The organism is Microbacterium helvum (assembly GCF_014779795.1).
Lineage (GTDB): Bacteria > Actinomycetota > Actinomycetes > Actinomycetales > Microbacteriaceae > Microbacterium > Microbacterium helvum.
Window position 1 is genome coordinate 107,446 of record NZ_JACXZS010000006.1, and the last position, 23,983, is coordinate 131,428.

24 protein-coding genes are annotated in these 23,983 nt (G+C 70.7%); 7 read left to right on the plus strand and 17 right to left on the minus strand.

What is annotated here, in order from left to right; all coding sequences use genetic code 11:
- Positions 1-64: 64 nt before the first annotated feature.
- Complete coding sequence (locus tag IF188_RS10500) at positions 65-1,243, minus strand: thiolase family protein (RefSeq protein ID WP_191171756.1); 1,179 nt, start codon at positions 1,241-1,243, stop codon at positions 65-67.
- A 166-nt stretch (positions 1,244-1,409) separates the two neighbouring features.
- Between IF188_RS10500 and IF188_RS10505 the strand changes: the two genes are divergently transcribed.
- Entirely contained in the window at positions 1,410-1,646 is a 237-nt protein-coding gene (locus IF188_RS10505; RefSeq protein WP_191171757.1) for a hypothetical protein, read from the plus strand.
- Between the two features lie 36 nt (positions 1,647-1,682).
- Here the strand turns inward: IF188_RS10505 and IF188_RS10510 are convergent, their stop codons facing one another.
- The 7 genes from IF188_RS10510 to IF188_RS10540 are packed head-to-tail and all read right to left on the minus strand — an operon-like array spanning position 1,683 to position 7,267.
- Entirely contained in the window at positions 1,683-2,168 is a 486-nt protein-coding gene (locus IF188_RS10510) for a nuclear transport factor 2 family protein (RefSeq protein WP_191171758.1), read from the minus strand.
- Positions 2,165-2,485, minus strand: a complete 321-nt coding sequence (locus IF188_RS10515) for a winged helix-turn-helix transcriptional regulator (RefSeq protein ID WP_191171759.1) — start codon at positions 2,483-2,485, stop codon at positions 2,165-2,167. Before IF188_RS10515 ends, IF188_RS10510 begins: the two co-directional genes overlap by 4 nt.
- A gap of 3 nt (positions 2,486-2,488) precedes the next feature.
- Positions 2,489-2,944, minus strand: a complete 456-nt coding sequence (locus tag IF188_RS10520; RefSeq protein ID WP_191171760.1) for a hotdog fold thioesterase — start codon at positions 2,942-2,944, stop codon at positions 2,489-2,491.
- Complete coding sequence (locus IF188_RS10525) at positions 2,941-4,131, minus strand: bifunctional 2-methylcitrate synthase/citrate synthase (RefSeq protein ID WP_191171761.1); 1,191 nt, start codon at positions 4,129-4,131, stop codon at positions 2,941-2,943. The genes IF188_RS10520 and IF188_RS10525 overlap by 4 nt, the downstream gene beginning before the upstream one ends.
- 1 nt (position 4,132) lies before the next feature.
- Entirely contained in the window at positions 4,133-5,035 is a 903-nt protein-coding gene (gene prpB, locus IF188_RS10530; RefSeq protein ID WP_191171762.1) for a methylisocitrate lyase, read from the minus strand.
- Positions 5,035-6,555, minus strand: coding sequence for an MmgE/PrpD family protein (locus tag IF188_RS10535; RefSeq protein ID WP_191171763.1), 1,521 nt, complete (start codon positions 6,553-6,555; stop codon positions 5,035-5,037). Before IF188_RS10535 ends, prpB begins: the two co-directional genes overlap by 1 nt.
- 34 nt (positions 6,556-6,589) lie before the next feature.
- Positions 6,590-7,267, minus strand: a complete 678-nt coding sequence (locus IF188_RS10540) for a GntR family transcriptional regulator (protein ID WP_191171764.1) — start codon at positions 7,265-7,267, stop codon at positions 6,590-6,592.
- Between the two features lie 165 nt (positions 7,268-7,432).
- On the opposite strand from IF188_RS10540, the gene IF188_RS10545 reads away from it, so the two are divergent.
- The 4 genes from IF188_RS10545 to IF188_RS10560 all read left to right on the plus strand — a co-directional run bounded on the left by IF188_RS10545 (position 7,433) and on the right by IF188_RS10560 (position 11,363).
- On the plus strand, positions 7,433-8,401 hold the full coding sequence (locus tag IF188_RS10545) for an ABC transporter ATP-binding protein (RefSeq protein WP_191171765.1): 969 nt from the start codon (positions 7,433-7,435) through the stop codon (positions 8,399-8,401).
- Complete coding sequence (locus IF188_RS10550) at positions 8,398-10,011, plus strand: ABC transporter permease (protein WP_191171766.1); 1,614 nt, start codon at positions 8,398-8,400, stop codon at positions 10,009-10,011. Before IF188_RS10545 ends, IF188_RS10550 begins: the two co-directional genes overlap by 4 nt.
- A 20-nt stretch (positions 10,012-10,031) precedes the next feature.
- A complete protein-coding gene (locus IF188_RS10555; RefSeq protein ID WP_191171767.1) occupies positions 10,032-10,592 on the plus strand; it encodes a GbsR/MarR family transcriptional regulator in 561 nt (186 codons plus the stop codon).
- 240 nt (positions 10,593-10,832) lie between these two features.
- On the plus strand, positions 10,833-11,363 hold the full coding sequence (locus tag IF188_RS10560; RefSeq protein WP_191171768.1) for a ribonuclease H family protein: 531 nt from the start codon (positions 10,833-10,835) through the stop codon (positions 11,361-11,363).
- 113 nt (positions 11,364-11,476) lie between these two features.
- Here IF188_RS10560 and IF188_RS10565 read toward each other — a convergent pair whose 3' ends face one another.
- Positions 11,477-12,943 carry an aminotransferase-like domain-containing protein gene (locus IF188_RS10565; RefSeq protein WP_191171769.1) on the minus strand — a complete coding sequence of 489 codons (1,467 nt, stop codon included), beginning with the start codon at positions 12,941-12,943 and terminating at the stop codon, positions 11,477-11,479.
- A gap of 19 nt (positions 12,944-12,962) precedes the next feature.
- On the opposite strand from IF188_RS10565, the gene IF188_RS10570 reads away from it, so the two are divergent.
- Entirely contained in the window at positions 12,963-13,322 is a 360-nt protein-coding gene (locus IF188_RS10570; protein WP_191171770.1) for a hypothetical protein, read from the plus strand.
- Positions 13,323-13,384: 62 nt separating this feature from the next.
- Here IF188_RS10570 and IF188_RS10575 read toward each other — a convergent pair whose 3' ends face one another.
- The 6 genes from IF188_RS10575 to IF188_RS10600 all read right to left on the minus strand — a co-directional run bounded on the left by IF188_RS10575 (position 13,385) and on the right by IF188_RS10600 (position 20,284).
- Positions 13,385-13,750 (minus strand): VOC family protein, encoded by a 366-nt coding sequence (locus tag IF188_RS10575; protein WP_191171771.1) that lies wholly within the window; start codon positions 13,748-13,750, stop codon positions 13,385-13,387.
- Positions 13,751-13,856: 106 nt separating this feature from the next.
- Positions 13,857-14,345 carry an NUDIX domain-containing protein gene (locus IF188_RS10580; RefSeq protein ID WP_191171772.1) on the minus strand — a complete coding sequence of 163 codons (489 nt, stop codon included), beginning with the start codon at positions 14,343-14,345 and terminating at the stop codon, positions 13,857-13,859.
- Positions 14,346-14,347: 2 nt separating this feature from the next.
- On the minus strand, positions 14,348-15,361 hold the full coding sequence (locus tag IF188_RS10585; protein ID WP_191171773.1) for an aldo/keto reductase family protein: 1,014 nt from the start codon (positions 15,359-15,361) through the stop codon (positions 14,348-14,350).
- Between the two features lie 63 nt (positions 15,362-15,424).
- Positions 15,425-17,557 carry an ABC transporter ATP-binding protein gene (locus IF188_RS10590; RefSeq protein ID WP_224751725.1) on the minus strand — a complete coding sequence of 711 codons (2,133 nt, stop codon included), beginning with the start codon at positions 17,555-17,557 and terminating at the stop codon, positions 15,425-15,427.
- Positions 17,554-19,287, minus strand: a complete 1,734-nt coding sequence (locus IF188_RS10595) for an ABC transporter ATP-binding protein (protein ID WP_191171774.1) — start codon at positions 19,285-19,287, stop codon at positions 17,554-17,556. Before IF188_RS10595 ends, IF188_RS10590 begins: the two co-directional genes overlap by 4 nt.
- A 253-nt stretch (positions 19,288-19,540) precedes the next feature.
- Positions 19,541-20,284, minus strand: a complete 744-nt coding sequence (locus IF188_RS10600; RefSeq protein WP_191171775.1) for an SDR family oxidoreductase — start codon at positions 20,282-20,284, stop codon at positions 19,541-19,543.
- 81 nt (positions 20,285-20,365) lie between these two features.
- Here IF188_RS10600 and IF188_RS10605 point away from each other — a divergent pair, with 81 nt between their 5' ends.
- Positions 20,366-20,848 carry an RrF2 family transcriptional regulator gene (locus IF188_RS10605; RefSeq protein WP_191171776.1) on the plus strand — a complete coding sequence of 161 codons (483 nt, stop codon included), beginning with the start codon at positions 20,366-20,368 and terminating at the stop codon, positions 20,846-20,848.
- Positions 20,849-20,921: 73 nt separating this feature from the next.
- Here IF188_RS10605 and IF188_RS10610 read toward each other — a convergent pair whose 3' ends face one another.
- Positions 20,922-22,559: a DUF4407 domain-containing protein gene (locus IF188_RS10610; RefSeq protein WP_191171777.1), complete on the minus strand. Its 1,638-nt coding sequence runs from the start codon at positions 22,557-22,559 to the stop codon at positions 20,922-20,924.
- A gap of 99 nt (positions 22,560-22,658) precedes the next feature.
- Positions 22,659-23,903, minus strand: coding sequence for a 23S rRNA (adenine(2503)-C(2))-methyltransferase RlmN (rlmN, locus tag IF188_RS10615; RefSeq protein WP_191171778.1), 1,245 nt, complete (start codon positions 23,901-23,903; stop codon positions 22,659-22,661).
- Positions 23,904-23,983: the final 80 nt, after the last annotated feature.

Consider the following 23,983-nt stretch of genomic DNA (forward strand, 5'->3'; position numbering starts at 1 on the left):
GGGCGACTCCGTCGTCGTCAGGTCTGCGCCCATCGTAGACCGCGCGTGTCAGAGCCGCTCGACCTCAGAGCCGCTCGATGATCGTCGCGTTCGCCATGCCGCCGCCCTCGCACATCGTCTGCAGTCCGTAGCGACCGCCGGTGGCCTCGAGATGCGCGACGAGCGTCCCGAGCAGGCGCGTGCCCGAGGCACCGACGGCGTGGCCGAGGGCGATCGCCCCGCCCCACGGGTTCAGCTTCGCCGGGTCGGCGTCGAGCTCGCGCTGCCAGGCGAGCGGCACCGACGCGAACGCCTCGTTGACCTCGTACGCGTCGAGGTCGTCGATCGACAAGCCGCTGCGCTCGAGGATGCGCCGCGTCGCCGGGATCGGCCCGGTGAGCATCATGATGGGGTCGTCGCCGACCACCGAGAACGCGTGGAACCGGGCGCGCGGCGTGAGCCCGAGCTCGCGCGCCTTCTCTTCGCTCATGATGAGCGCCGCGGACGCGGCATCCGTGAGCGGCGAGGAGTTGCCGGCGGTGATGCGCCAGTCGAGCTCCGGGAATCGCCCGGTCAGCGCCTCTGTGCGGAACGCGGGCGCGAGACCGGCCAGACCTTCGACCGTGGTGCCCGGGCGGACGGTCTCGTCGAACGCGACGGCATCCTCACCCCCGCCGAGGACCGGGATCACCTGCGAATCGAACCGGCCGCGAGTCCACGCATCCGCCGCCCGTCGGTGCGACTCGGCCGAGAAGGCATCGAGCTCTTCGCGGGTGAAGCCCCAGCGCTGCGCGATGAGCTCGGCCGACACGCCCTGGTTCACGAGGCCGTCGGGGTAGCGCCGCGCAACACCCTGCGACACGGTGCCGCCATGGGCCGCCGAGCCGAGCGGCACGCGGCTCATCGACTCGACGCCGGCAGCGATCACGATGTCATAGGCGCCGGCGATCACGCCCTGCGCCGCGAAGTGCGCGGCCTGCTGGCTCGACCCGCACTGCCGGTCGATCGTCGCCGCCGGCACCGTCTCGGCGAAGCCCGCGGCGAGCACGGCCTGGCGCGCGATGTTGAGGGACTGGTCTGCGACCTGGCTCACGCATCCCATGAGCACGTCGTCGACCTGCGTGGACTCGAGCCCGCTGCGCTCGAGCAGGGCGGTGAGCACGTCGGCGGCGAGATCGACCGGGTGGACGGCGCTCAGCGCGCCCCCGGGCTTGCCCCGCCCGGACGGGGTTCGGACGACGTCGACGATGACCGCGCTGCGCATGAGATGCCTCCTGATTCGAGCCTAGGACGATGACGGATGCCGGGGGTCGCGGCGTCCACTCCTCCACAGCCGCCCAGCGGCAGCGATTGTGCACAGCGCCTTGACGTGCGCGTCTCGCGACGCAGAGCCCCTGGCATTGTGGAACCCGCCACCGCACAATGAAGGGATGAGCCTCATGAACGACCCGCAGGTGTGGACGCTGATCGGCGTGTTCACGACGATCATGCTCGGCGGCATGACGCTCATGACGACGATGATCAACCGCGCGACCACGAGCGCCATCGATGGACTGCGTGGAGAGATGAACGCCCGGTTCGACACCGTCAACACGAAGATCGAGCACCTCGACCGCGACGTGAATCTCCTCATGCGGCGCGCCTGGGGCGAGCCGTCCGGCGAATGAACCGGGCGTTCAGCTGCGGCGTCGCTCGCAGCTCCGCTACCGCGGCGCGGCGAGCGGGATGAACCGGCGGTCGCCGGTGGCCGCGACGGAGTCCAGGAACGCGCCCGCGAAGCGGAGCGTGCGCGCGGCCCGCGCATCACCCTGCGCGGTGGCCAGGGCGGGGCCCAGCGCACGCGCGAACGCGGTCAGCGCCGGCAGCGGGCGCATGGCGAGCGCCAGGCGCGCGATGCGGCCGTCGGGCGCCAGCTCGAGGTGCTGGAACTCTTCCACCTGCGTACCCGCGACGGAGAACGTCGCCGTCAGGAACACGTGCTCGTCGGCGTGGGCCTCGGCGACGTAGCGGTAGTCGTCGATGACCGCGAGCACGGTGCGCAGGAGCGGCTCGATCTCGTCGCGTCCGCGGAACCGGAATCTCTCGGTGAGTGGCGAGATGAGCTCCGCATCGGGAGTCAGGGCGGCGACCGCTGTTGCCGCATCCCCCGCCTCGCCCGACCGCTTCCACGCCTCGATCGCGTCGATCATCGTGCGCTCTCCTCTGCTTCCCCCGCCGCGAGCCGCTCCGCGACCACGATCGTTCCTTCGGCGCAACGGCCGCCCGGCCCTGGCAACGCCGTCACGGACGCGGCATCCACTTCCTCGCCGCACGCATCGCAGCGCAGCCTCATCGCCGCGATCTCGCCGCAGTCGTGGCGGAACACGATCGGCGGCCCCTCGGGCGCCCGCCAGCGATCGCCCCAGCGGGTGATCGCGATGAGCACGGGCACGAGTTCCTGCCCGGACTCGGTGAGCCGGTACCGGTGACGCACGGGGCGCTCGCGGTAGACCTCTGCCGACACCACGCGTCAGCCGCGGTCGTCCGGCGTCGCGTAGGTGCTGCGCTGCTCGATGACCGCCAGCGTGCAGCGCGAGATGCACACCAGGCGGGAGGCATCGTCGACGATGCGGATCTCCCACACGTGCGCGCGGCGCCCGATGTTGGCGGGGGTCACGGTCGCCATCACCCAGCCCGACGAGATCGGGCGGATGTGGTTGGCGTTGATCTCCTGCCCGACCACGTGGAACCGCTCGCGGTCGACAGCGAGGTAGCCCGCCCACGACGCGAGGGTCTCGGCCAGCGCCACCGACGCTCCGCCGTGGAGCACGCCCGCCGGCTGCACGGTGCGCCGGTCGACCGGCATCCGTCCCACCAGCGCATCCTCGCGGATCTCGACGATCTCGATGCCGAGGTTCTCGATGAGCGTGCCGCCGGCCATCGCCGTGAGGTCGACGGCGGCGACGTCGCCGAACCAGAGCGTCATCCGGCCGCTTCTTCTGCCCGGTCGGCGACGGCGAGCGCCGCGGTGTCGGCGACGTAGCCGTCGATGTGGCGCTCGTCGGGGCCGTTGTACTCCGACAGCGGGCGGATGAGCGCGTTCGAGGCGAGCTGTTCCATGATGTGCGCCGTCCAGCCGGTCACGCGTGCCGCGACGAACAGCGGCGTGAAGGTCTCGGTGTCGAAGCCGATGAGGTTGTACGCGGGACCCGACGGGTAGTCGAGGTTCGGGTAGATGCCCTTGCGCGCCACGAACTCGGACTCGAGGGTGTCGTACAGGGCCGCGACGTCGGGGCGGTCGTAGTGCTCGACGAGGGTGTCGAGCGCAGCCTTCATCGTCGGCACGCGCGAGTCGCCGCGCTTGTACACACGGTGCCCGAAGCCCATGATCTTGCGCTTCTCGGCGAGGGCCTGGTCGAGCCAGGGGCCGACGTTGTCCGCCGTGCCGATCTCGTCGAAGATGTGCAGCACCGCCTCGTTCGCGCCGCCGTGCAGCGGGCCCTTGAGCGCGCCGATGGCGCCGACGACGGCCGAGTACAGGTCGCTGAGCGTCGAGGTGATGACGCGCGCGGTGAACGTCGACGCGTTGAACGAGTGCTCGCCGTAGAGGATCATCGAGCGGTTGAAGGCGTCGACGACGACCTCGTCGGCCTCTTCGCCGAACGTCATCCAGAGGAAGTTGGCGGCGTAGTCCAGGTCGTCGCGCGGCGCGACCGGCGGCAGTCCCCGGCGGCGGCGCTGGCCGTAGGCGACGATCGCGGGCAGCACGGCGAACAGGCGGATGCTGCGCTCGAGGTTCTGCTCGGCGCTGCCGCTCGCGTCGAGCACCGAGCCGGTGCCGGCGAGGTCGCGGGCGCCGATGAGGCTCACCGCGGTGCGCACCTCGTCCATCGGGTGCGCATCCAGCGGCACGAGGTCGATCGTGGTGCGCACGTCGTCGGGGATCGCGCGGTGCGCGCGCTCGGTCAGCCGCAGCTGCGCGAGCTGCTCGGCGTCGGGCAGCTCGCCGTTCCACAGCAGGTAGGCGACCGCCTCGAACGGCTGCGTGGCCGCGAGCTCCTGCACCGGGTACCCGCGGTACAGCAGCGAGTTCGTCTCGGGGTTGACCTTCGAGATCGCCGTGTAGTCGACGACGACGCCGGCGAGGCCCTTCTTGATGTCGGGTTCGGTCATGTCAGTCCTTCGTGATGGTGAAGTTGAACACCGAGGTGTCGAAGTGGTTGTACTGCTCGTAGTCGATGAGGTCGTAGAGGTCGGCGCGGTGCTGCATCTCGCCGAGCTTCGACGTCAGGTGGCCGTCCTCGACGAGCGTATCGAGTGCGCGGGATGCCGCCCCCATCGCGATCCGCAGCAACGAGACCGGCCAGATCACGATGTTGACCCCGACATCCCGCAGCTGCTCGACGCTGAAGAGCTCGGACTTGCCGAATTCGGTCATGTTGGCGAGGATCGGCACGTCCACGGCCTTGCGGACAGCCTCGAACTCGTCGAGCGTGCGCATCGCCTCGGGGAAGATCGCATCCGCCCCGGCGTCGACGAGCGCCTGCGCGCGCCGGATGGCGGCATCCAATCCCTCCACGGCGCGGATGTCGGTCCGCGCCATGATGAGGAAGTTCGGGTCCCGCCGTGCGTCGGCGGCTGCCCGGATCCGCTTGATCGCGGTGTCCTCGTCCACGACGGCCTTGCCGTCGAGGTGCCCGCACCGCTTCGGGTTGATCTGGTCCTCGATGTGCGTGCCGGCAAGACCGGCGTCTTCGAGGGTCTGGATCGTGCGGGCGACGTTCATCGGCTCGCCGAAGCCGGTGTCGGCGTCGATGATCGCCGGCAGGTCGGTCATGCGCGCGATCTGCTGCCCGCGCGCGGCCACCTCGGTGAGCGTCGTGAGGCCGATGTCGGGCAGGCCGAGGTCGGCCGACAGCACGGCGCCCGAGATGTACACGCCCTCGAAGCCCTTGCGCTCGATGAGCCGGGCGCTCAGCGGGTTGAACGCTCCCGGGAAGCGCAGCAGCTCGCCGCTTGCGAGCCTCTCCCGGAACAGCCGGCGCTTCTCGTGCGCGGGACTGGTGGAGTACAGCATCAGAACAGCCCCTTCGGCGCCGGCGCACCGGCGAGCACCCCGAGCTTCGCGACGATCGTGAGCTGCTGCACCTCTTCGGGGGTGAGCTCGGGCAGTCGCTGGGCGAGGTCGAGGAACCGCTCGATCTCGGCCTCTTCGAGCACGGGCTCCGCCAGCAGCCGGAACTTGCGCACGTAGTCCTCGCGTGCGAACGGCCGGGCGCCGAGCGGGTGCGCGTCGGCGACGGCGATCTCGTCCTCGATGACGGTGCCATCGGTCAGGCGGATCTCGACGCGACCGCCGAACGCCTTCTCGTTCGGGTCCTCGGAGTGGTACCGGCGCGTCCACTCCGCATCCTCGGCCGTCGTGATCTTGTGCCAGAGCGCCACTGTGTCCTCCCGCCCCGCACGCTCCGGAGTGTAGGAGTCCACGTGGTGCCAGCCGCCGTCCTGCAGCGCGACCGCGAAGATGTACGGGATCGAGTGGTCGAGGGTCTCGCGCGAGGCCGTCGGGTCGTACTTCTGCGGATCGTTCGCACCCGAGCCGATGACGTAGTGCGTGTGGTGCGAGGTATGCAGCACGATCGACTCGACATCTGCCGTGTCGAACGACGCCTCGTTGTGCAGCTTGCGTGCCAGGTCGATCCAGGCCTGCGCCTGGTACTCGGCCGAGTGCTCCTTCGTGTACGAGTCGAGGATGCCGCGCTTGGACTCGCCGGCGGCGGGCAGCGGCACCTCGTACGTGGCTTCGGGGCCGTCGAGCAGCCACGCGATGACGCCGTCCTCGCCCTCGTAGATCGGCGACGGCGAGGTCTCGCCGCGCATCGCGCGGTCGACGGCCTCGATCGCCATCTTGCCCGCGAACGCAGGGGCGTGCGCCTTCCACGTCGAGATCTCGCCCTTGCGCGACTGGCGCGTCGCGGTGGTCGTGTGCAGCGCCTGGCCGATGGCCTGGTAGATCGTCTCGACCGGGAGGCCCAGGAGGGTGCCGATCCCGGCCGCGGCCGACGGGCCGAGGTGCGCGACGTGATCGATCTTGTGCTTGTGCAGGCTGATGGCGCGCACCAGGTCGATCTGGATCTCATAGCCCGTCGCGAGGCCGCGCACGAGGGCGTGGCCGTCGGCGCCGACGTGCTGGGCGACCGCGAGGATCGGCGGGATGTTGTCTCCCGGGTGCGAGTACTCGGCCGCGAGGAACGTGTCGTGGTAGTCCAGCTCGCGCACGGCCACGCCGTTGGCCCACGCGGCCCACTCCGGGCTGGTCTTGCGGTCGAGCGCGCAGCCGAACACGGTCGCGCCGGATCCGCCCACCGACACCGCGTGGTCCAGAGCCTGCTGGCGCGCGGCGCTCACGGGCGCGCGAGTGAGGGATGCCGCCGCCACCGCCGCGTTGTCGATCACGCGGTTGATGATCATGTCGACGACGTCGGCGTCGACCTCGACCGGGTCGGCGGCGATCTCGGCGAGGTGCCAGGCGAGCTGCCCCTCGCGCGCGAGGTTCTCATCGCTGCGGTGCACGCGGAGGTGATGGGTGACGGTCATGATCGGCCTTTCGTGATGATTCCCTTCGACACGCTCAGAGACCGGAGGGCGAGAGAACGCGAGGCCCGGTCGCTGAGTCCGTCGAAGCGTCGAGGGCGCCGAGGATGCTCTCGAGCGCGTTGTGAAGGTGGACGTGGGTGGCGTGCGCGGCGAGGTCGGCGTCGCGTGCGGCGATGGCCGCCGCGATGAGCCGGTGCTCCGCGATGGATGCCGCCAGCCGGCCGGGATTGTCGCGTGCGAGCCGGCGCACCCGGACGAGGTGGGTGCGCACCGTGCGCAGCGCGGCGGTGAGGTAGTCGTTCGCGACCGACGCGTCCAGCATCGCGTCGAACCGTGCGATGAGCGCGTAGTAGCCGTCGGCACCGTCGGCGGTGTCGAGATCGACGCGCGCGAAGTCGTGTGCCAGGTCGGCGAAGGCTGCGGCATCCCCCCGCTCCGCAGCGAGGCGGGCCGCAGATTCTTCGAGAGCCCGGCGCACTTCGAAGATCTCGCGGATGTCGCCCGCGTCGATCGCGGTGACGACCGTCACGCGCGGCGACTGCTGCGCGACGAGGCCGTCGGCGGCGAGGCGGCCGAGCGCCTCACGCAGCGGTGTGCGGCTGACCCCGAGCCGGGCGGCCTGATCGACCTCGCCGAGCACGGTGCCGGGGCTGAGGACTCCGGACTGGATCTCGTCGAGAAGAGTCGCGTACGCGCGATCGCTGGCACGCATCTCGCATCACCCCCTCACCACACGCCTCGGTCAGTGTATACATAAACCGGCACAACGAGATAGTCCGTCGCGAATCCGGCGATCATCGTATACAAGAGCGCGAAGGCCGTATGGAAAGCGTGAGGAATATTCACGAATTTGTGAAGTCGGCGTAGCGTCAGCCGCATGTCCACAGTCATCCGCACCAGCGGCCTCACCAAGCACTACGGCCGCGTCCACGCCCTCGACGGTCTCGATCTGACCGTCGACCAGGGCCAGATCCACGGGTTCCTCGGACCCAACGGAGCCGGCAAGTCCACGACGATCCGCATTCTGCTCGGGCTCGCCCGCGGAACGGGCGGCGAGGCGAGCGTCTTCGGCCGGGATCCGTGGAACGACAGCGTCGAGCTGCACCGGCGCATCGCGTACGTGCCGGGCGACGTCAGCGTGTGGCCGAATCTCTCGGGCGGCGAGGCGATCGACTTCCTGTCGCGCCTGCGCGGTGTCGGCAAGCGCGACCGCGCATACCGCGCCGAGCGCCAGCGCCTCATGGAGGCCTTCCAGTTCGATCCGCGCAAGAAGGGCCGGTCGTACTCGAAGGGCAACCGGCAGAAGGTCGCACTCATCGCGGCGTTCGCCGTGCCCGCCGACCTCTACATCCTCGACGAGCCGACGAGCGGCCTCGACCCGCTCATGGAGGTCATGTTCCGCCGCGAGATCGCGCGGGTGAGGGATGCCGGCGCCACCGTGCTGCTGTCGAGCCACATCCTCTCGGAGGTCGAGCAGCTGTGCGACCGCGTGTCGATCATCCGCGCCGGCCGCGTCGTCGAGTCCGGCACGCTGGCCGAGCTGCGCCACCTCACCCGCACCGAGATCTCGTTCGAGGGGACGGACGCCTCGGCCGCGGCCGGCATCCCCGCAGCCCACGACGTGACGGTGGAGGAGGGACGTGTGAAGTTCACCGTCGACAGCGACGCCGTGGCATCCACCCTTCCCTCGCTGGCCCAGCGCAACGCCGCGGGCCTGCGGATCGCGCCGCCCTCGCTGGAGGAGCTGTTCCTGCGCCACTACGGTGACGAGCTCGCCGCCGACGAGGCCGCCCAGGACGGGACGGGCACCACCGGCGACCGCGAGACCGCGGGGGCGTCACGATGACCGTTCCCGCACTGCTGCGCCAGCGGATGCGCCGCGACTGGCTGCAGCTGACGCTGTGGATCCTCGGCACCGCAGCGCTTGCGGCATCGGCCGTGAGCGGCGTCGAGCAGTCGTACGGCACGCTGCAGGACCGGCAGGAGGTGCTCGTCGCAGTGGCGGCGAACCCCGTCATCATGCTGTTCCGCGGCCTGCCGTCGGGCGCCGAGCGTGAGGCGTTCACGCTGTTCCTGATCCTGCCGTTCCTCGCGATGATGGCGGCATTCATGTCGTCGTTCCTGGCGGTGCGCCACACGCGCGCCGAAGAGGAGCTCGGGCGCGCCGAGCTCGTCTCGGCGACTCCGGCCGCCCGCACGGCGCCGACGATCGCGACGATCCTTCACGGCGTGATCGCGAACGCGATCCTCGCCGTGCTCGTGATCGCGGTGTATGCGGGCTCGGGCTTCGACACCGCAGGCTCGGTGATCGCCGGCGTCGCCGCCGGCGCCGTCGGCATCGTGTTCCTCGGCGTCGCGCTCGTCGCGGCGCAGCTCATGCGCACCTCGCGCGGCGCCAACTCGCTGTCGGTCTGGGTGCTCATCATCACGTTCCTGCTGTCGGGGATCGGCAACGCCCTCGGCACGCCGTCGGACGACCTGCAGCGCATCGAGAGCTCGTGGCTGACGTGGCTGTCGCCGTTCGGGTGGGCCGAGAACTCGCGTCCGTTCGCCGACGACGCGTGGTGGCCCGTGCTGCTGTGCCTGGGCACGGGCGTCGTGCTCACGGTGCTCGCCCTCGTGCTGCAGCCGCTGCGCGACGTCGGCGAGAGCTTCATCGCCCAGCGTCCCGGCCGCCTGTACGCCCACGCGTCGCTCTCGGCCCCGATCGGCCTGGTGTGGCGGCTGAGCCGCGGCTCGCTCGTCGGCTGGTGCGTGGGGGGCCTGCTCACCGGCCTGCTCTCGACGAGCCTCGCCTCGGTGGTCAGCGATCTCGGCACCGACATCCCGGCGCTGCAGAACGTGCTGTCGGCGCTCTCCGACAACGGCAGCCTGGCAGCCGGCATGGTCGTGATCTTCTTCCTCATCGTCGGCGTGCTCGCCGCCTGTGCGGCGGTGCAGACGGTGTCGCGCGCCCGGCAGGAGGAAGCGCACGGCACCGCCGAACTCGTGCCCTCTCAGCCCGTCGGCCGGGTGCGCTGGCTGGGCGGCTACCTCGTGATCGCCTTCGCCGGCGTGCTCGCGGTGTGCGCCTTCGGCGTGCTCGGCGCGTGGCTCGGCTCTCTCAGAGAGGGCGATGCCGACCTCGTCGGCGACGCACTGCTGGCCGGCTTCGGGCAGGCGGTCGCGGCATCCGTCTTCCTCGCGATCACGGCGTTCGTGTTCGTGGTCGCACCGCGCCTGACCATCGCGCTCGCCTGGATCCTCGTGCTCGGCGGGCTGATGCTCGGCCTCTTCGGGGCCCTGTTCGGATTGCCGGATGCCGTCGTCAACCTGTCGCCGTTCACCTCGGCTCCGACGGTCGACGCCGGCGACCTCGACATGAAGGGCGGCTGGTGGCTGCTCGGCGCCACGGTGGTGCTCGCGGGCGGGGCGCTCGTGCTCATGCGGCGGCGGCAGCTGGCGACCAACGGATAGCCTCGACGGAGGGGGTGCGCATGTCAGCGGAGCACGCGGGAGTCGAGGCGGCCGAGCAGTCCGCCGCGATGCTCGCGGCCGTGGGCATGCCCCGCATGCCGGCGCGCGTCATGATGGCGCTCGCCGGCGCCCCCGACGACGGCTACACCGCCGCCGATCTCGCCGAGCGCCTCGGCGTCTCGGCGGCCGCGGTGTCGGGCGCGGTGCGCTACCTCGTGTCGCTGCGGCTCATCCATCGCCGGTCGCGGCCGGGCGACCGCCGCGATCGCTACGACCTCACCGAGGACGCCTGGACCGGCATGATCGCCGCGAACGCCCCGCTGTACGCGAACCTCGCCGGGTACCTCGACCGCATCGCCGACGAGAATCCCGCCCCGGCGTCCGCCGCACGGGCGCACGAGATCGCCGACTTCCTGCGCTACCTCGCCGAGCGGATGCCGCTGCTCGCGGCCGAGTGGCGCGCCGGACGCGACGGGGCCGGAGCCGGGGCCGGGGCCGGGGCCGGAGCCGGGGCCGGAGCCGGGGCCGGAGCCGGGGCCGGGGCCGGGGCCGGGGCCGGGGCCGGGGCCGACTCGGCCTGACCGTCCGTCGACGGCAGCGGCCGCCGGCATCCATCCATCTTCACGCGCTGTCGAAACCGGCATCCGCTGTCGAACCCGGCACACCCGATTCGGTCGCGCTGTCGAAACCGGCACACGCTGTCGAACAAGACAGGCGCGGGTGCCGATCTCGACAGCGCGAAGCATCCCGGGTCCGATGCGACAGCCTTCCGGGGGGGGAACCGGCCGACCGCACCGCCGCGGCCGGGTAGCCTTGCCCGAGTGACAGACGCGCCCCGCTACATCGTTGCCACCGACGGAGCCTGCAAGGGCAACCCCGGCCCGACCGGGTGGGCGTGGGTCGGTGAGGACGGGCACTGGGCGGCCGGCTCGATCCCCGTCGGCACCAACAACATCGGAGAGCTGACCGGACTGCTGAAGGCCATCGAGGACCACGCCGACGTCGCACAGCTGACTGTCCAGGCGGACTCGAAGTACGCGATCGACACCTACACGAAGTGGATGGATGGCCACCGCCGCCGCGGCTGGAAGACCTCGACGGGCGCGCCGACCAAGAACGTCGACATCCTCGAGCAGCTCATCGCGGCCCGCGACGCCCGCCGCGCCGCGGGCCTGCCCGACGTCGTGCTCGAGCACGTGCGCGGACACTCCGGCCACGTGCTCAACGCATGGGCCGACGAACGCGCCGTCCGTGCGTCCGAGCACGCCGCCAAGGGCGTCGCGAGCGCGTGGTCGTCGCTCGGCGCGCAGGACCGCATCGACGTCTCGACGCGTCCCAAGAACGGGCGCTGAGCAGTCCCCGCGCACCGCGGCCGTCTCGCACATCCGCTCCCCAGCCGCTTTCTGCGACCGCCGCGGCACGCGGATCACTGAAGCTGCCTGCGGAACAGGCGTGAGGCATCGCTTCAGAGCTGTGCGCGGTACTCGCGCCAGGCCTCGCCGAGGCGCCGCATGCCTTCGTGCAGCACGGGTTCGGGCGCGGTGTACGGCAGCCGGATGTGATCGTCGTAGGTGATGGATGCTGTGAACTCGGTGCCGCCGGCGACCGAGACGCCGTGCATCGCGGCGACCCGTGCGAACGCCGTCGCCGATCCGATCGGCAGCCGCGCCCACATCGCGAGCCCGCCGCGCGGCGGTGTCGCCTGCCACCCGGGCAGGTGCTCGTCGATCGCCGCCGCCACCTGGGCCGCCGCGATCGCATGCGTCTCGCTGACGGCGAGCCGCAGCGCGCGAGCCTGGTCGACGAGGTCGAGCGCGAGCAGCTGCGCGGGAACGCTGGTCGACTGGTCGACGAGCTGACGCACACTGCGCAGGCGCCGCACGAGCACGGGATCCGCCCGCAGCCACCCGACGCGCAGCCCCGACCAGCACCACTTCGACAGCGAGTCCACCACGATCACGGGGGCATCGGGCCGCAGGGCTGCGAGCGTGGGCGGCACGACGCCGTCGAACGAGATGTGCGCCAGCACGCGGTCTTCGAGGACGGGCACGCCGTACTCCGCCGAGAGGTCGGCGACGCGCTGACGACCCGCGGCGGGGAGCCGCGTGCCGGTCGGGTTGTGATGGTGCGGGTTCACCGCGATGAGCACGGGCCGCAGCGCGACGATCGCGGCTTCGAGCTCGTCGACGTCGATGCCGTCGGGGCCGATCGTGATCCCGTGCACGCGCCCGCCGCGCCGTCGCACCGAATCGGCGAGCCCCGGCCACGTCACCGACTCGGTCAGCACGATGTCGCCCGGCGAGACGAGCTCGTCGACCACCAGGCTGATGGCCTGCTGCGCACCGTGGGTGACGAGGATCTGCGCGGCGGTCGCCGCCGTCCCCTCCTCTTCGAACAGCGCGGCGACACGGGTGCGCAGCATCGGCAGTCCCGCGGGATCGGTCTCGGCGAGCGTCACCGGGTCGAGCACCGGCGCATGCGCGCGCACCACGTCGAGCGCCGGCTGCGGCATCGCCGGCACCGCTCGCAGCAGGTCGATCCCCGACGGCAGCGCAGAGAACAGCCCCTCGCCGCGCGCGGTGCGCTCGCGAGCCGGCAGCGCGGCCGTGTGATGCCCGGCGATGCGGGTGCCGCTCCCCTGTCGACGTTCGACGAGGTCGTCCTCGGCGAGCAGCGCGTATGCGGCGACGACGGTGCCGCGCGAGACCGAGATCGCGGTCGCGAGGCCGCGCTCCGGCGGCAGGCGGTCGCCCGGGCGCAGCTCGCCGCCTTCGACGAGCGCCGCGATCGCCTGCGCCAGCCGAACGGTCAGCGTGCCGTCGCCGTGGGCCCATCGTCCGAGCCGTGCGGCGAGCCGAGCTGCGTCCACGGTGCCGCCGAGGGCCACCCGATGGTCCACCAGCCGCTCATTGGCCCTGTCCACGGTCGTCATGACACCGCATTCTGGTCCAATGTTCCGCACTCACACCAGCGTTCCCGCTCAGCTCGGTCCAGTTTCAGCCGATTGGACCATTCACGAACTGCTGACGTGGATCGCGGCCGACGACGCCCGCTGCCATGACGAGGCGCTGCGTCCGCTGCTCAGCGCGATCGACGCGTCGCTCGCGGGAATGCGGGGCGACAGCGTGCGTCCGGCATCGGTCGTCCCGCTCGTACGATCGATCGCCGGCCGTCTGCGTCTGCACCCGTCTGCGGGTGATCAGCACGTGAGCGACTTCGGGGTGCTGCCGCCGGCGGCCGACTTGCCCGTCGCCCCGGAACGCGCGGCGAACGGCCGGCGTGCGGCATCCACTCTCGCCGCTCTCGGCTGAGTCCCCGGGGCTCGCCCTGCCGACGAGTCTTGACCCGGTCGGCTGGTCGAGACCGGAGTCTGTCAGCCGGCGTCGGTGACGCCCTCGTACAGCGCGATGGTGTTGCCGTCGAGGTCTTCGATCACCGCCCACCAGCTCGTCGGCGAGATCTCGCTCTTCTCTCTCACCACCTTGCCGCCGGCATCCTTCGCCTTCGCGAGCGTCTCATCGATCGAGTCCACTTCGACGTAGGACCGGGGCTGCGTGAAGCCCTCGTCCCGGGGCGCGAGCCCGCCGCCCGAGATCTTGTTGGGCGCCTGCCACATGGGGTAGCCCTCGTAGCCCGGGATCTCTGCGATCTGCCAGCCGAACAGGCCGGAGTAGAACTCGGTGGCCTTCGCGAAGTCGCTGACCGGGATGTCGATGTGGGTGATGTCGCCGTGAGCCATGATGGGTCCTCTCGTGCGGATTCGACCCGGTCAGTCTCACCCCGCACTCACAGCCGCGCAAGGCTTTCGGTGAGACAAAGCCCCCCGTGACGTCGCCCGTGCCGCGTCACTCCTGCGGAGGGGTGGATGCTGCCGCCACATGTGCCGCGAGGGCATCGAGTGCGGGGCGCTGGCCTTTCACGAGGCGTTCGCGCGCGGCATCGATCGCCGTCCACTCGACGCGGTCGACCTCCGGGAAGCGGGCCGTGCGCCCGGAGCGGGGCGGCCACTCCAGCTCGAACTCGCCGAACTGCAGGCCGTCGAGCGACAGCCCCGACCCGTCGGCGACGAACACGGTCACGCGCTTGCCGGACGAATACGCGAACGTGCCGAGCTCGGCGTACGGCGGCTCGGGCGCGTCGATGCCGAGCTCTTCGCGGAACTCGCGCCTCGCGGCATCCAGCGCGCTCTCTTCGCCCTCGTCGTACTCGCCCTTGGGCACCGACCAGGCGCCGGCGTCCTTGCTCGCCCAGAACGGCCCGCCCATGTGCGCGATGAGCACTTCGAGGTCGGGCGCGAGCCGGTACAGCAGGACGCCGGCGCTGGTCGTGACCACGGTCAGACCAGTCGGGCCTTCGGCGACACCGTGTAGGTGTCCTCCGCGTCGCGGAAGACCACGTCGCCCAGGGCCGTGTCGATGGCGGCGAGCGTGTCTGCGTCGAGCACGACACCCGAGGCCTTCACGGTCTCGGCCAGCTGCTCGGGGCGGGATGCCCCTACCAGCGCCGACGCCACGTTCTGGTTCTGCAGCACCCATGCGATCGCCAGCTGGGGCATCGACAGGCCCGCCTGCTCGGCGATCGGCTTCAGTCGCTGCACGGCCTCGAGCACCTCGTCGCGCAGGAACGACTTGATGAAGTTCGCGCCGCTCTTCTCGTCGGTCGCCCGCGACCCGTCCGGCAGCGACTGGCCGGGAAGGTACTTGCCCGACAGGACGCCCTGCGCCATCGGCGACCAGACGATCTGCGAGATGCCCAGCTCTTCAGAGGCCGGGACGACCTTGCCCTCGATGACCCGCCACAGCGCCGAGTACTGCGGCTGGTTCGAGATGAGCTGCACGCCGTAGCTCTTGGCGAGCGCGTGGCCCTCGCGCAGCTGCTCGGCCGTCCACTCCGAGACGCCGATGTAGAGCGCTTTGCCCTGGCGGACCACGTCGGCGAAGGCCTGGAACGTCTCTTCGAGCGGCGTCTCGTAGTCGAAGCGGTGCGCCTGGTAGAGGTCGACGTAGTCGGTGCCGAGCCGCTTCAGCGACCCGTTGATCGACTCGAAGATGTGCTTGCGGCTCAGACCGGTGTCGTTCGGGCCCTTCGGGCCGGTCGGGAAGTACACCTTCGTGAAGATCTCGAGCGACTCGCGGCGATGACCGGCGAGCGCCTTGCCGAGCACGACCTCTGCCGCGGTGTTGGCGTAGGTGTCGGCGGTGTCGAACGTGGTGATGCCGGCGTCGAGCGCCGCGTGGACGGTCGCGATCGCGGCGGAGTCGTCGACCTGCGAGCCGTGGGTGACCCAGTTGCCGTACGTGATCTCACTGACCTTGAGACCGCTGTTTCCGAGATATCGGTAGTTGACCATGAGAAAACGCTACCCGCCCCGGCGGACATGCCGGGGCGGGCAGACGTTCGACGACACGGACGATCAGACGACCGGGGTGGTCTCTCCCTCGTCGGCGCCCGTGCTCGGCGCGTCGACCGGGCCGGACTCGCCGACCCCCGCCGCCTCGGCCAGCAGCCGCGCCTCTTCGTCCAGGTCGGCGGCGGCCTGTTCGAACTGCGAGTTGTACAGGCGGAAGTACGCACCCTGAGCCGCGATGAGCTCGTCGTGCGTGCCCTGCTCCACGATGCCGCCGTTCTCCATCACCAGGATGAGATCGGCGTCGCGGATCGTCGAGAGCCGGTGCGCGATGACGAAGGACGTGCGGCCTTCGCGCAGCGCCGCCATCGCGTGCTGCAGCAGCAGCTCGGTGCGGGTGTCGACCGACGAGGTCGCCTCGTCGAGGATCAGCACCGAGGGCTGCGCGACGAAGGCGCGCGCGATCGTGATGAGCTGCTTCTCGCCGGCCGAGATGTTCGACGCGTCCTCGTCGAGGATCGTGTCGTACCCGTCGGGCAGCGAATGCACGAACCGGTCGACGTAGGTCGCCCGCGCGGCGGCGAGGATCTCGTCGTCGGTGGCGTCGGCGCGGCCGTAGCGGATGTTCTCGCGGATCGATCCGGCGAACAGCCACGGGTCCTGCAGCACCATGCCCGTCTTGGCGCGGATGTCGCGGCGGGTGAGCTCGGCGATATTCTGCCCGTTGAGCAGGATCCGCCCGCCGTCGAGCTCGTAGAACCTCATGATCAGATTGACGAGCGTCGTCTTGCCGGCCCCCGTCGGACCGACGATCGCGACCGTCTGGCCGGGCTCGACGCGGAACGACAGATCGTGGATCAGCGGACGGTCGGGCGAGTACGAGAACGCGACGTCCTGGAACTCGATCGTGCCGTCGCCGTCGACCGGCGCGGGCGCGTCCGATGCGTCGGGCTCCTGCTCGTCCTCGTCGAGCAGCTCGAACACGCGCTCTGCCGACGCGGTGCCGGACTGCACGACCGCGGCCATGCCGCCCAGCTCCGACAGCGGCTGGGTGAACTGCTGCGAGTACTGGATGAACGCCTGCACGTCGCCGAGGCGCAGCTGGCCGCCGGCGACCATGAGGGCGCCGAACACGGCGATGCCGACGTACGTCAGGTTCCCGATGAACATCATCGCCGGCATCATGATGTTGGCCAGGAACTGGGCCTTGAACGAGGCCTGGTAGAGCTCTTCGTTCTCGGCGTGGAACGCCTCTCGCGCCGACTGCTCGCGGCCGAAGACACGCACGAGCGCGTGGCCCGAGAACGACTCCTCGACGCGGGCGTTGAGCCGGCCGACCTTGCGCCACTGGATGCCGAACGCCTTCTGCGAGCGCGGCCCGATGACGCCGAAGAGCACGCCCATGAGCGGGAAGCTCACCAGCACGACGAGCGTCAGCTGCCACGAGATCGACAGCATCATGATGAGCACGCCGATCACGGTCAGCACACTGGTGAGCGCCTGCGACAGCGACTGCTGCATCATCTGCGTGATGTTGTCGATGTCGTTCGTGACGCGCGAGATCAGCTCGCCTCGCTGCACGCGGTCGAAGTAGCGCAGCGGCAGGCGGTTGATCTTCGCCTCGACGTCTTCGCGCAGCCGCCACAGGACGCGCATCATGATGACGTTGATCACGTAGCCCTGCAGCCACATCAGGATCGACGACGCGAAGTACAGCGCGAGCACGAACAGCAGCACCCGGCTGAGCGCCATGAAGTCGACACCGGCGCCCGGCGTGAAGTTGTTCATCGCCGCGACGATGTTGGCGAGGTCCTGCTGACCGGCCGCGACGAGGCCGTCGACGACCTGCTGCTGGGTCGCGCCTGCCGGGGCCATCGACGAGACCACGCCCTCGAAGAGGATGTTCGTCGCTTCGCCGAGCACCTTCGGCGAGAGCACGGCCAGCACGACGCCGACCGCGCCGAGGAGGGACACGAAGACGAAGGGCACCGCGTGAGGCTTCAGCAGCCCGATGAGGCGCTTGAAGGTCGGGCCGAACCGCGCCGCCTTGCCGGGGGCGACGCCGCCGCTCCAGTCGTCGGCGGCGATGCGCGCCTTCTCGCCGAGCTCGATCTCGGCCAGCTCTTCGGCGCTGAGCACGGCTTCCGCCCGCTTGCCGCGCCGGGGCTTGTCGGCCTTGGTGGTGTTGTCGGCGCTCATCGGGCCGCCTCCGCTCCGAGCTGGGATTCGACGATCTCGCGGTAGGTCTGGCTCGTCTCGAGCAGCTGCTCGTGCGTGCCGAGGCCCACGATGCCGCCGTCGTCGAGCACGACGATGCGGTCGGCTTCGGTGATGGTCGAGATGCGCTGCGCGACGACGATCTTGGTGACGTCGGGCAGTTCGCGCCACAGCGCCTGCCTGAGCCTGGCATCCGTGGCGAGGTCGAGCGCCGAGAACGAGTCGTCGAACACGAGCACATGGGGGTTGTGCACGATCGCGCGGGCGATCGCGAGGCGCTGCCGCTGCCCGCCCGACACGTTGGTGCCGCCCTGCGAGATGGCGGCGTCGAGGCCGCCGTCCATCTGGCTGACGAAGTCGCTGCCCTGCGCGATCTCGAGTGCGTGCCAGAGCTCGGCGTCGGTGGCGTCCTCACGTCCGAACCTCAGGTTCGACGCGACGGTGCCCGAGAACAGGAACGGCCGCTGCGGCACGATCCCGATCGTGCGCCAGAGCGCGTCGAGGTCTGCGCGCCGCACGTCGACACCGCCGACGAGGACCGTGCCCTCGGTCACGTCGAACAGGCGCGGGATCAGCGACACGAGGGTGGTCTTGCCTGCACCGGTCGAACCGACGATCGCGACGGTCTCGCCGGGGGCCGCGCCGAAGGTGATGTCCGAGAGGATCGGATGCTCGGCGCCCGGGTAGGTGAACGTCACGTTCTGGAAGGCCACCGATCCGGGCGTCGGGAACTCCGTGACGCCGTCCACGGGCGGGACGAGCGTCGAGTGCGTGTCGAGCACCTCGCCGACGCGATCGGCCGACACCGCGGCGCGCGGGATCATCAGCGTCATGAAGCTCGCCATCATGACGCCCGACAGGATGATCATGACGTACTGCATGAAGGCGAACAGCGTGCCGATCTGCACCTCGCCCGCGTCGACCTTGATGCCGCCGAACCAGATCACGCCGATCACCGTGACGTTGAGGATCAGCATCACGGCGGGGAAGAGCAGCACGAACAGCGACCCCACCTTGCGGCCGACGATCATGATGTCGGTGTTCGCCTCGCGGAAGCGCTCCTCTTCGATCGGCTCGCGCACGAACGCGCGGATGACGCGGATGCCGGTGAGCTGCTCCCGCATGATGCGGTTGACGTTGTCGAGCTTGCCCTGCCAGCTGCGGAACAGCGGCACCATGCGAGAGATGATGATGATCGCGACGATCAGCAGCACGGGCACGGCGACCGCGATGATCCACGCGAGGTTCGCGCTCTGCTGGATCGCCAGGATGATGCCCCCGACCGCGAGCAGCGGCGCGGTCACGAGGAACGTCGCCCCCATCATCGCGAGCATCTGCACCTGCTGCACGTCGTTCGTGTTGCGGGTGATGAGCGAGCCGGCGCCGAAGTCGGTGACCTCGCGCTCGGAGAACCCGGACACGCGCTCGAAGATGTCGTCGCGGATATCGCGACCGAGCTTCATCGCGGCCCGCGCCGCGAAGTAGGTGGCGATGATGGACGCCACGATCTGCCCGAGCGACACCGTCAGCATGAACAGGCCGGTGCGCCAGATGTAGTCGGTGTCGCCCTTGGTCAGGCCGTTGTCGATGATGTCGGCGTTGAGGCTGGGCAGGTAGAGCGAGGCGACGGCGGAGGCCGCTTGGAACACGAGCACGCCGAGCAGCAGCCAGCCGGACGGTTTCAGATATCGGACGAGGAGTTTTGCCAGCACGAGGATCCCCTGGGGCGCGTAAAGGCACGCGGACGAGCGCGCGAAAGGTGGTGTGTGTCCCACCCTCGCACGGGGCGCCGACATCGCGGCAGACCCGTTCGCGGAGGGCGGACTGTGGACGCGGGATGCCGTGGCCGCCGGCATCCGCCCGTCACTGTAACACGATATATCGTGTCGGGTGAAGAGCCGGGAACGCAGGATGCCGCGCCTCCGGCCCGTCCGCAGACCGGCGGTGCAGCATCCTCTCCCCGCGTCAGCGCGCGAGGAGCCACTCCTTGTACGTGACGGTGTCGACCGTCGCCTCGCCGGCCGGCACCAGGCTCGTCTCGCCGACGACGCGACCGAAGTACCCGGCGGCGGGGTCGACGACGACCCGGCGCGCATCGCCGCGGACCGCGAGATCGCGCCGGAGGAACTCGGCCAGCGGCGCCCGTTCAGGCCCGGCGACGTCGACCGCGCCGCCGACGGGCGCCTCGGCGGCGTCGGCGAGGGCGAGAGCGACGGCGTCGGCCGCCACCGGCTGCAGCAGCGCCGTGCCGACGCGCACCGCGCCGTCGACGGTGCTCGCGTCGGCGATCTGCGGGAGGAACTCGAAGAACTGCGTCGCCCGCACGATCGTCGAGGGCACCGGGCTCCCGGTGACGAGGCGCTCCTGCACGACCTTGCCGGCGAGGTACCCGCGCGCCTCGGGGTTGCGGTCGATGCCGACGATCGACAGCGCGACATGGTGCGCGACGCCCGCGCGCTGTTCGGCGGCGAGAACGTTGCCCGTTGCCGTCGTGAAGAACTCGATCACGCCCGCTTCGTCCCACGCCGAGGACTCGGTGGCGTCGACGACGACGTCCGCGCCGGCGAAGGCGTCATCCAGCCCGGTCCCCGCGACGGCGTCCACGCCGGTCGAGCGCGAGGCCGCCACCACCTCGTGCCCACGCTCCGTCAGGAGCGCCGCCACTCGCGCGCCGATGCGTCCCGTTCCACCCAGCACCACGATCTTCATGAGTCACTCCAACCCGGATTGATGTTGTCCGGGTTCAATCTACCCGGACAAGACCTGTCCGAGTCAAGTAGTGTGTCGGACATGAAGCTGTCGGGCGGGGTCGAGTGGGCCGTGCACTGCTGCGTCGCGCTCACCGGCGTGACCGAGCCCGTCCCGGCGGCGACGCTCGCACGCCTGAACGACGTCTCGATGACGTATCTCGCCAAGCAGATGCAGTCGCTCGCCCGGGCGGGCCTGGTGCACTCCGTGCAGGGCAAGGCCGGCGGCTACGTCCTCGCGCGTCCAGCCGACAGCATCTCGGTGCTCGACATCGTCCTCGCGATCGAAGGCACCGAACCGCAGTTCACCTGCACCGAGGTCCGCCAGCGGGGTCCGCTTGCGGCATCCCCCGAGCAATGCCTGCAGGCGTGCGCCGTCCACCGCGCGATGCTCGCCGCCGAGCAGGCCTGGCGCGCCTCGCTGCGCGGCGTCTCCGTCGCCGACCTCGTCGCGACGGTCGACCGCGACTCCGGCCCCGACGTTCTGTCGCGGGTGCGCGGCTGGCTCGCCTCCCCCACACCCTGACCGGCGCCCACGGCGAGAGGGAGAAGGAGGATGCTCCCCGCGCCCGGCATCCCCTCCCTCGCGCGTCAGCGGGTCAGGCCTCGCCGCCCTGCGCGATGTCGGCGCGCTCACGCCAGCTGCGCGCGGTGACGCGGTCGAGCGCCACCTGCTTGCGCAGTGCGTCGGCCTGCTCGTAGAGGGTCGGGTCGCCGTAGCTGGTGAGCACCTTCACGAGCACCGGCAGCAGCTCGATCATGAAGAACAGGCCCGCGATGAGCCAGTGCGCCCACATCAGCGTCGGCTCGCGCTGCGACAGGCGCTCCAGTCCGCTGATCTGGCTGAGCAGCCCCGTCGCCTGGGCGTTGCCGCCGGCGATCTCGGCGGCGCGCGCGTTGTAGGCGGCCAACGCGGCCTGATACTGCTCGCGGGCGGCGGGCAGCTCGTCCTTGGCCTGCTTCTTGTTCGTCGCCTCGGATGCTCCGGCGTCGGCCGTGCCGGCCGCCTGGGCGTCGGCGAGATCGGCCTGCGCGGTGCGCAGCTTCGCGGCCAGGTCGTCGTATGACGCCTGCGCGGCGGCCAGCTGGTCCTTCGCGGCGGTCGAGCTCGCCCCCTCGCCCGCCACGCCGGTGCAGCCGGCGACCTCGCCGGCGCCCTGCCCGGTGAGCTCGCACTGGTAGATCGCGCGCGCCTGGTCGATCACGGTCTGCTGCGCGGCGAGCTTGGCTGTCAGGTCGTCGACGGTCGCCTGCGCCGAGGCGGTCGCCGCCGACGTCGTATCGGCACCGGCGACCACGCCGCTGGCCGCCTGACTCTCGAGCGCCGAGACGCGTTCGCCGGCAGCATCCAGCGCCTTCTTCTCGGGGCCGGAGCTCACGGCGTCCTGATCGGACTGGGCCTGCACGAGGTTGGTGGCGTTGACCTCGCGGGCGATGTCGCTGTGGAACACCTGCAGCACGAGCGGCTCCGCCACGACCATGCCGATGATGGCAGCCATGATCACACGCGGGATCGCCATCCCGATGAGCTTCCAGACGTTGCGCGTCGAGCGCATCGTCGAGGTGAGGAAGCGGTCGAGGTTGAAGATGATGAGCGCCCACACGACCGCGAGCGGGATCGCGAACCACACCGCGACGCGCACACCGGTCATGAGGGCGAACATCATCGAGATCGCCGAGACGAGGGCGGTGCCGGCGAGCACGAAGAACATCTGCACGAAGCGCGGCGTCTCGGTCGGCACCTGGTCGAGCACGGTGCCGTCGGCGCCGCCCAGGACCGCCAGGCGCCGCCAGCCCGATCCCGGCACGCGTTCGCGCTTGACGCGCGGCTGCCTCGGGGGCTTCGAAGGCTTCGCGGGCTCGGCCGGCTCGGCGGGTTCGGCGGGTTCGATCGGGAGGGTGGATGCCTCGTCCGCCGGCACCTCGTCGGCCTCGGCGATGGCGCCCCAGGCGGCGGTGGCTTGCTCGGGGGCCACCGCGACCGGCTGGGTCGGGTTCATCGCGAGGGCGTCGGTGAGGAGGTCCTGCGTGACGGGGTACGGGTCCTCGGGACCGTCGTCCGCGGCCGCGGTCACGGCAGGCGCGTCGGGAGTCTCGGCGTCGGCGTCCTGCGCGGCGCGGGCCTGCGCGGCGCGGACGTCGTCGACGTACAAGTCCTCGGGCTCGGAGCCCGGCGTCTCGAACTCGATACGGCCGTCGGAGCCGAACCGCCCGGGCCGGTGTGCGGAGTAAGACATCCGAACACCGTACGAGGGTCACCTGGACGGCAGGTGCATGAATGCCCAGCGCTGACCGGCGCCCCTCGGACCCGGCCACGCGCGCGAGCGGATTACGACTCAGACCTCGAGCGGGGTGACGGCGGCGACCGCCTCGTCCTCCTCGGTGGCCACGAGCTGGCCGCACGCGCCGTCGATCTCTTTGCCGCGGGTGTCGCGGAGGGTCGTCGGTATGCCGGCCTCGTTGAGGCGGCGCACGAACTCGTTCTGCACCGAGACCTCGGAAGCCGTCCAGATCGAGCCGGGCGTCGGGTTCAGCGGGATCGGGTTGACGTGCACCCAGCCGCGGCCGCGGTCGTTGAGCTTCTTCGCCAGCAGGTCGGCCCGCCAGGCGTGGTCGTTCATGTCCTTGATGAGCGCGTACTCGATCGAGACGCGGCGGCCGGTCTTGTCGAAGTACGCGCGCGCGGCGTCGAGGGCCTCGTCGACCTTCCACCGGGAATTCACCGGGATGAGCTCGTCGCGCAGCGTGTCGTCCGGCGCGTGCAGCGACAGCGCGAAGGTCACCGGGATGTCTTCGTTCGCGAGCTTCGTGATCGCCGGCACGAGACCGACGGTCGACACCGTGATGCCGCGCGCGCTCATGCCCAGGCCGTGGGTCTTGTCGGTCATCACGCGGACGGCCTGCATGACCCGGGCGTAGTTGGCCAGCGGCTCGCCCATGCCCATGAACACGATGTTCGAGACGCGCTCGGCGGAGTGGTCGTCCTTCTTCTTGCCGCCGAGGCCGCCCTCGGCGATGAGGCGGTTGGCCCGCACGATCTGCTCGATGATCTCGGCGGCAGACATGTTGCGGGTGAGGCCGGCCTGCCCGGTCGCGCAGAACGGGCAGTTCATGCCGCAGCCTGCCTGCGACGAGACGCACAGCGTGATGCGGCCCGGGTAGCGCATGAGCACGGACTCGACGAGGGCGCCGTCGTGCAGCTTCCACAGGAACTTGATCGTGTCGCCGCGGTCGGTCTCCAGGCGCCGCACCTCGGTGAGGAGCGGCGGCAGCATGCCGTGCACGAGCTGCTCGCGCCCCTCGGCCGGCAGGTCGGTCATGTCGGCAGGGTCGTGCGTCCAGTGCTGGAAGTAGTGCTTCTCGAGCTGCTTCGCACGGAAGCCGGGGAGCCCCAGCTCCTTGACCTTCTCGACGCGCTGCTCGGGCGTGAGGTCGGCGAGGTGCACGGGCGGCTTGCCGCGCTTGGGACTCGCGAACTGCAGCAGCGGGCGCCCTTCGGCGTCCTTCTGCTGGGTCCATCCCTCGGTCGCCGGGCGTACCTGCTTGGGCTTCGTGGTGCGCACGGGCGAAGACTCGGTCATGCCTTCCAGGGTACGCGGGCCCGGCTGGACGGAAGCGGCATGGATCACGTGGATGCCGGCGGCCGAGGCATCCACTCATC

Excerpts from the sequence above, each read along its gene's own strand:
- IF188_RS10500 (WP_191171756.1), bottom strand. The coding sequence starts at position 1,243 with ATGCGCAGCGCGGTCATCGTCGACGTCGTCCGAACCCCGTCCGGGCGG.
- IF188_RS10505 (WP_191171757.1), top strand. The coding sequence starts at position 1,410 with ATGAGCCTCATGAACGACCCGCAGGTGTGGACGCTGATCGGCGTGTTC.
- IF188_RS10510 (WP_191171758.1), bottom strand. The coding sequence starts at position 2,168 with ATGATCGACGCGATCGAGGCGTGGAAGCGGTCGGGCGAGGCGGGGGAT.
- IF188_RS10520 (WP_191171760.1), bottom strand. The coding sequence starts at position 2,944 with ATGACGCTCTGGTTCGGCGACGTCGCCGCCGTCGACCTCACGGCGATG.
- IF188_RS10525 (WP_191171761.1), bottom strand. The coding sequence starts at position 4,131 with ATGACCGAACCCGACATCAAGAAGGGCCTCGCCGGCGTCGTCGTCGAC.
- prpB (WP_191171762.1), bottom strand. The coding sequence starts at position 5,035 with ATGCTGTACTCCACCAGTCCCGCGCACGAGAAGCGCCGGCTGTTCCGG.
- IF188_RS10535 (WP_191171763.1), bottom strand. The coding sequence starts at position 6,555 with ATGACCGTCACCCATCACCTCCGCGTGCACCGCAGCGATGAGAACCTC.
- IF188_RS10540 (WP_191171764.1), bottom strand. The coding sequence starts at position 7,267 with ATGCGTGCCAGCGATCGCGCGTACGCGACTCTTCTCGACGAGATCCAG.
- IF188_RS10545 (WP_191171765.1), top strand. The coding sequence starts at position 7,433 with ATGTCCACAGTCATCCGCACCAGCGGCCTCACCAAGCACTACGGCCGC.
- IF188_RS10550 (WP_191171766.1), top strand. The coding sequence starts at position 8,398 with ATGACCGTTCCCGCACTGCTGCGCCAGCGGATGCGCCGCGACTGGCTG.
- IF188_RS10555 (WP_191171767.1), top strand. The coding sequence starts at position 10,032 with ATGTCAGCGGAGCACGCGGGAGTCGAGGCGGCCGAGCAGTCCGCCGCG.
- IF188_RS10565 (WP_191171769.1), bottom strand. The coding sequence starts at position 12,943 with ATGACGACCGTGGACAGGGCCAATGAGCGGCTGGTGGACCATCGGGTG.
- IF188_RS10570 (WP_191171770.1), top strand. The coding sequence starts at position 12,963 with ATGTTCCGCACTCACACCAGCGTTCCCGCTCAGCTCGGTCCAGTTTCA.
- IF188_RS10575 (WP_191171771.1), bottom strand. The coding sequence starts at position 13,750 with ATGGCTCACGGCGACATCACCCACATCGACATCCCGGTCAGCGACTTC.
- IF188_RS10585 (WP_191171773.1), bottom strand. The coding sequence starts at position 15,361 with ATGGTCAACTACCGATATCTCGGAAACAGCGGTCTCAAGGTCAGTGAG.
- IF188_RS10590 (WP_224751725.1), bottom strand. The coding sequence starts at position 17,557 with ATGAGCGCCGACAACACCACCAAGGCCGACAAGCCCCGGCGCGGCAAG.
- IF188_RS10600 (WP_191171775.1), bottom strand. The coding sequence starts at position 20,284 with ATGAAGATCGTGGTGCTGGGTGGAACGGGACGCATCGGCGCGCGAGTG.
- IF188_RS10605 (WP_191171776.1), top strand. The coding sequence starts at position 20,366 with ATGAAGCTGTCGGGCGGGGTCGAGTGGGCCGTGCACTGCTGCGTCGCG.
- IF188_RS10610 (WP_191171777.1), bottom strand. The coding sequence starts at position 22,559 with ATGTCTTACTCCGCACACCGGCCCGGGCGGTTCGGCTCCGACGGCCGT.
- rlmN (WP_191171778.1), bottom strand. The coding sequence starts at position 23,903 with ATGACCGAGTCTTCGCCCGTGCGCACCACGAAGCCCAAGCAGGTACGC.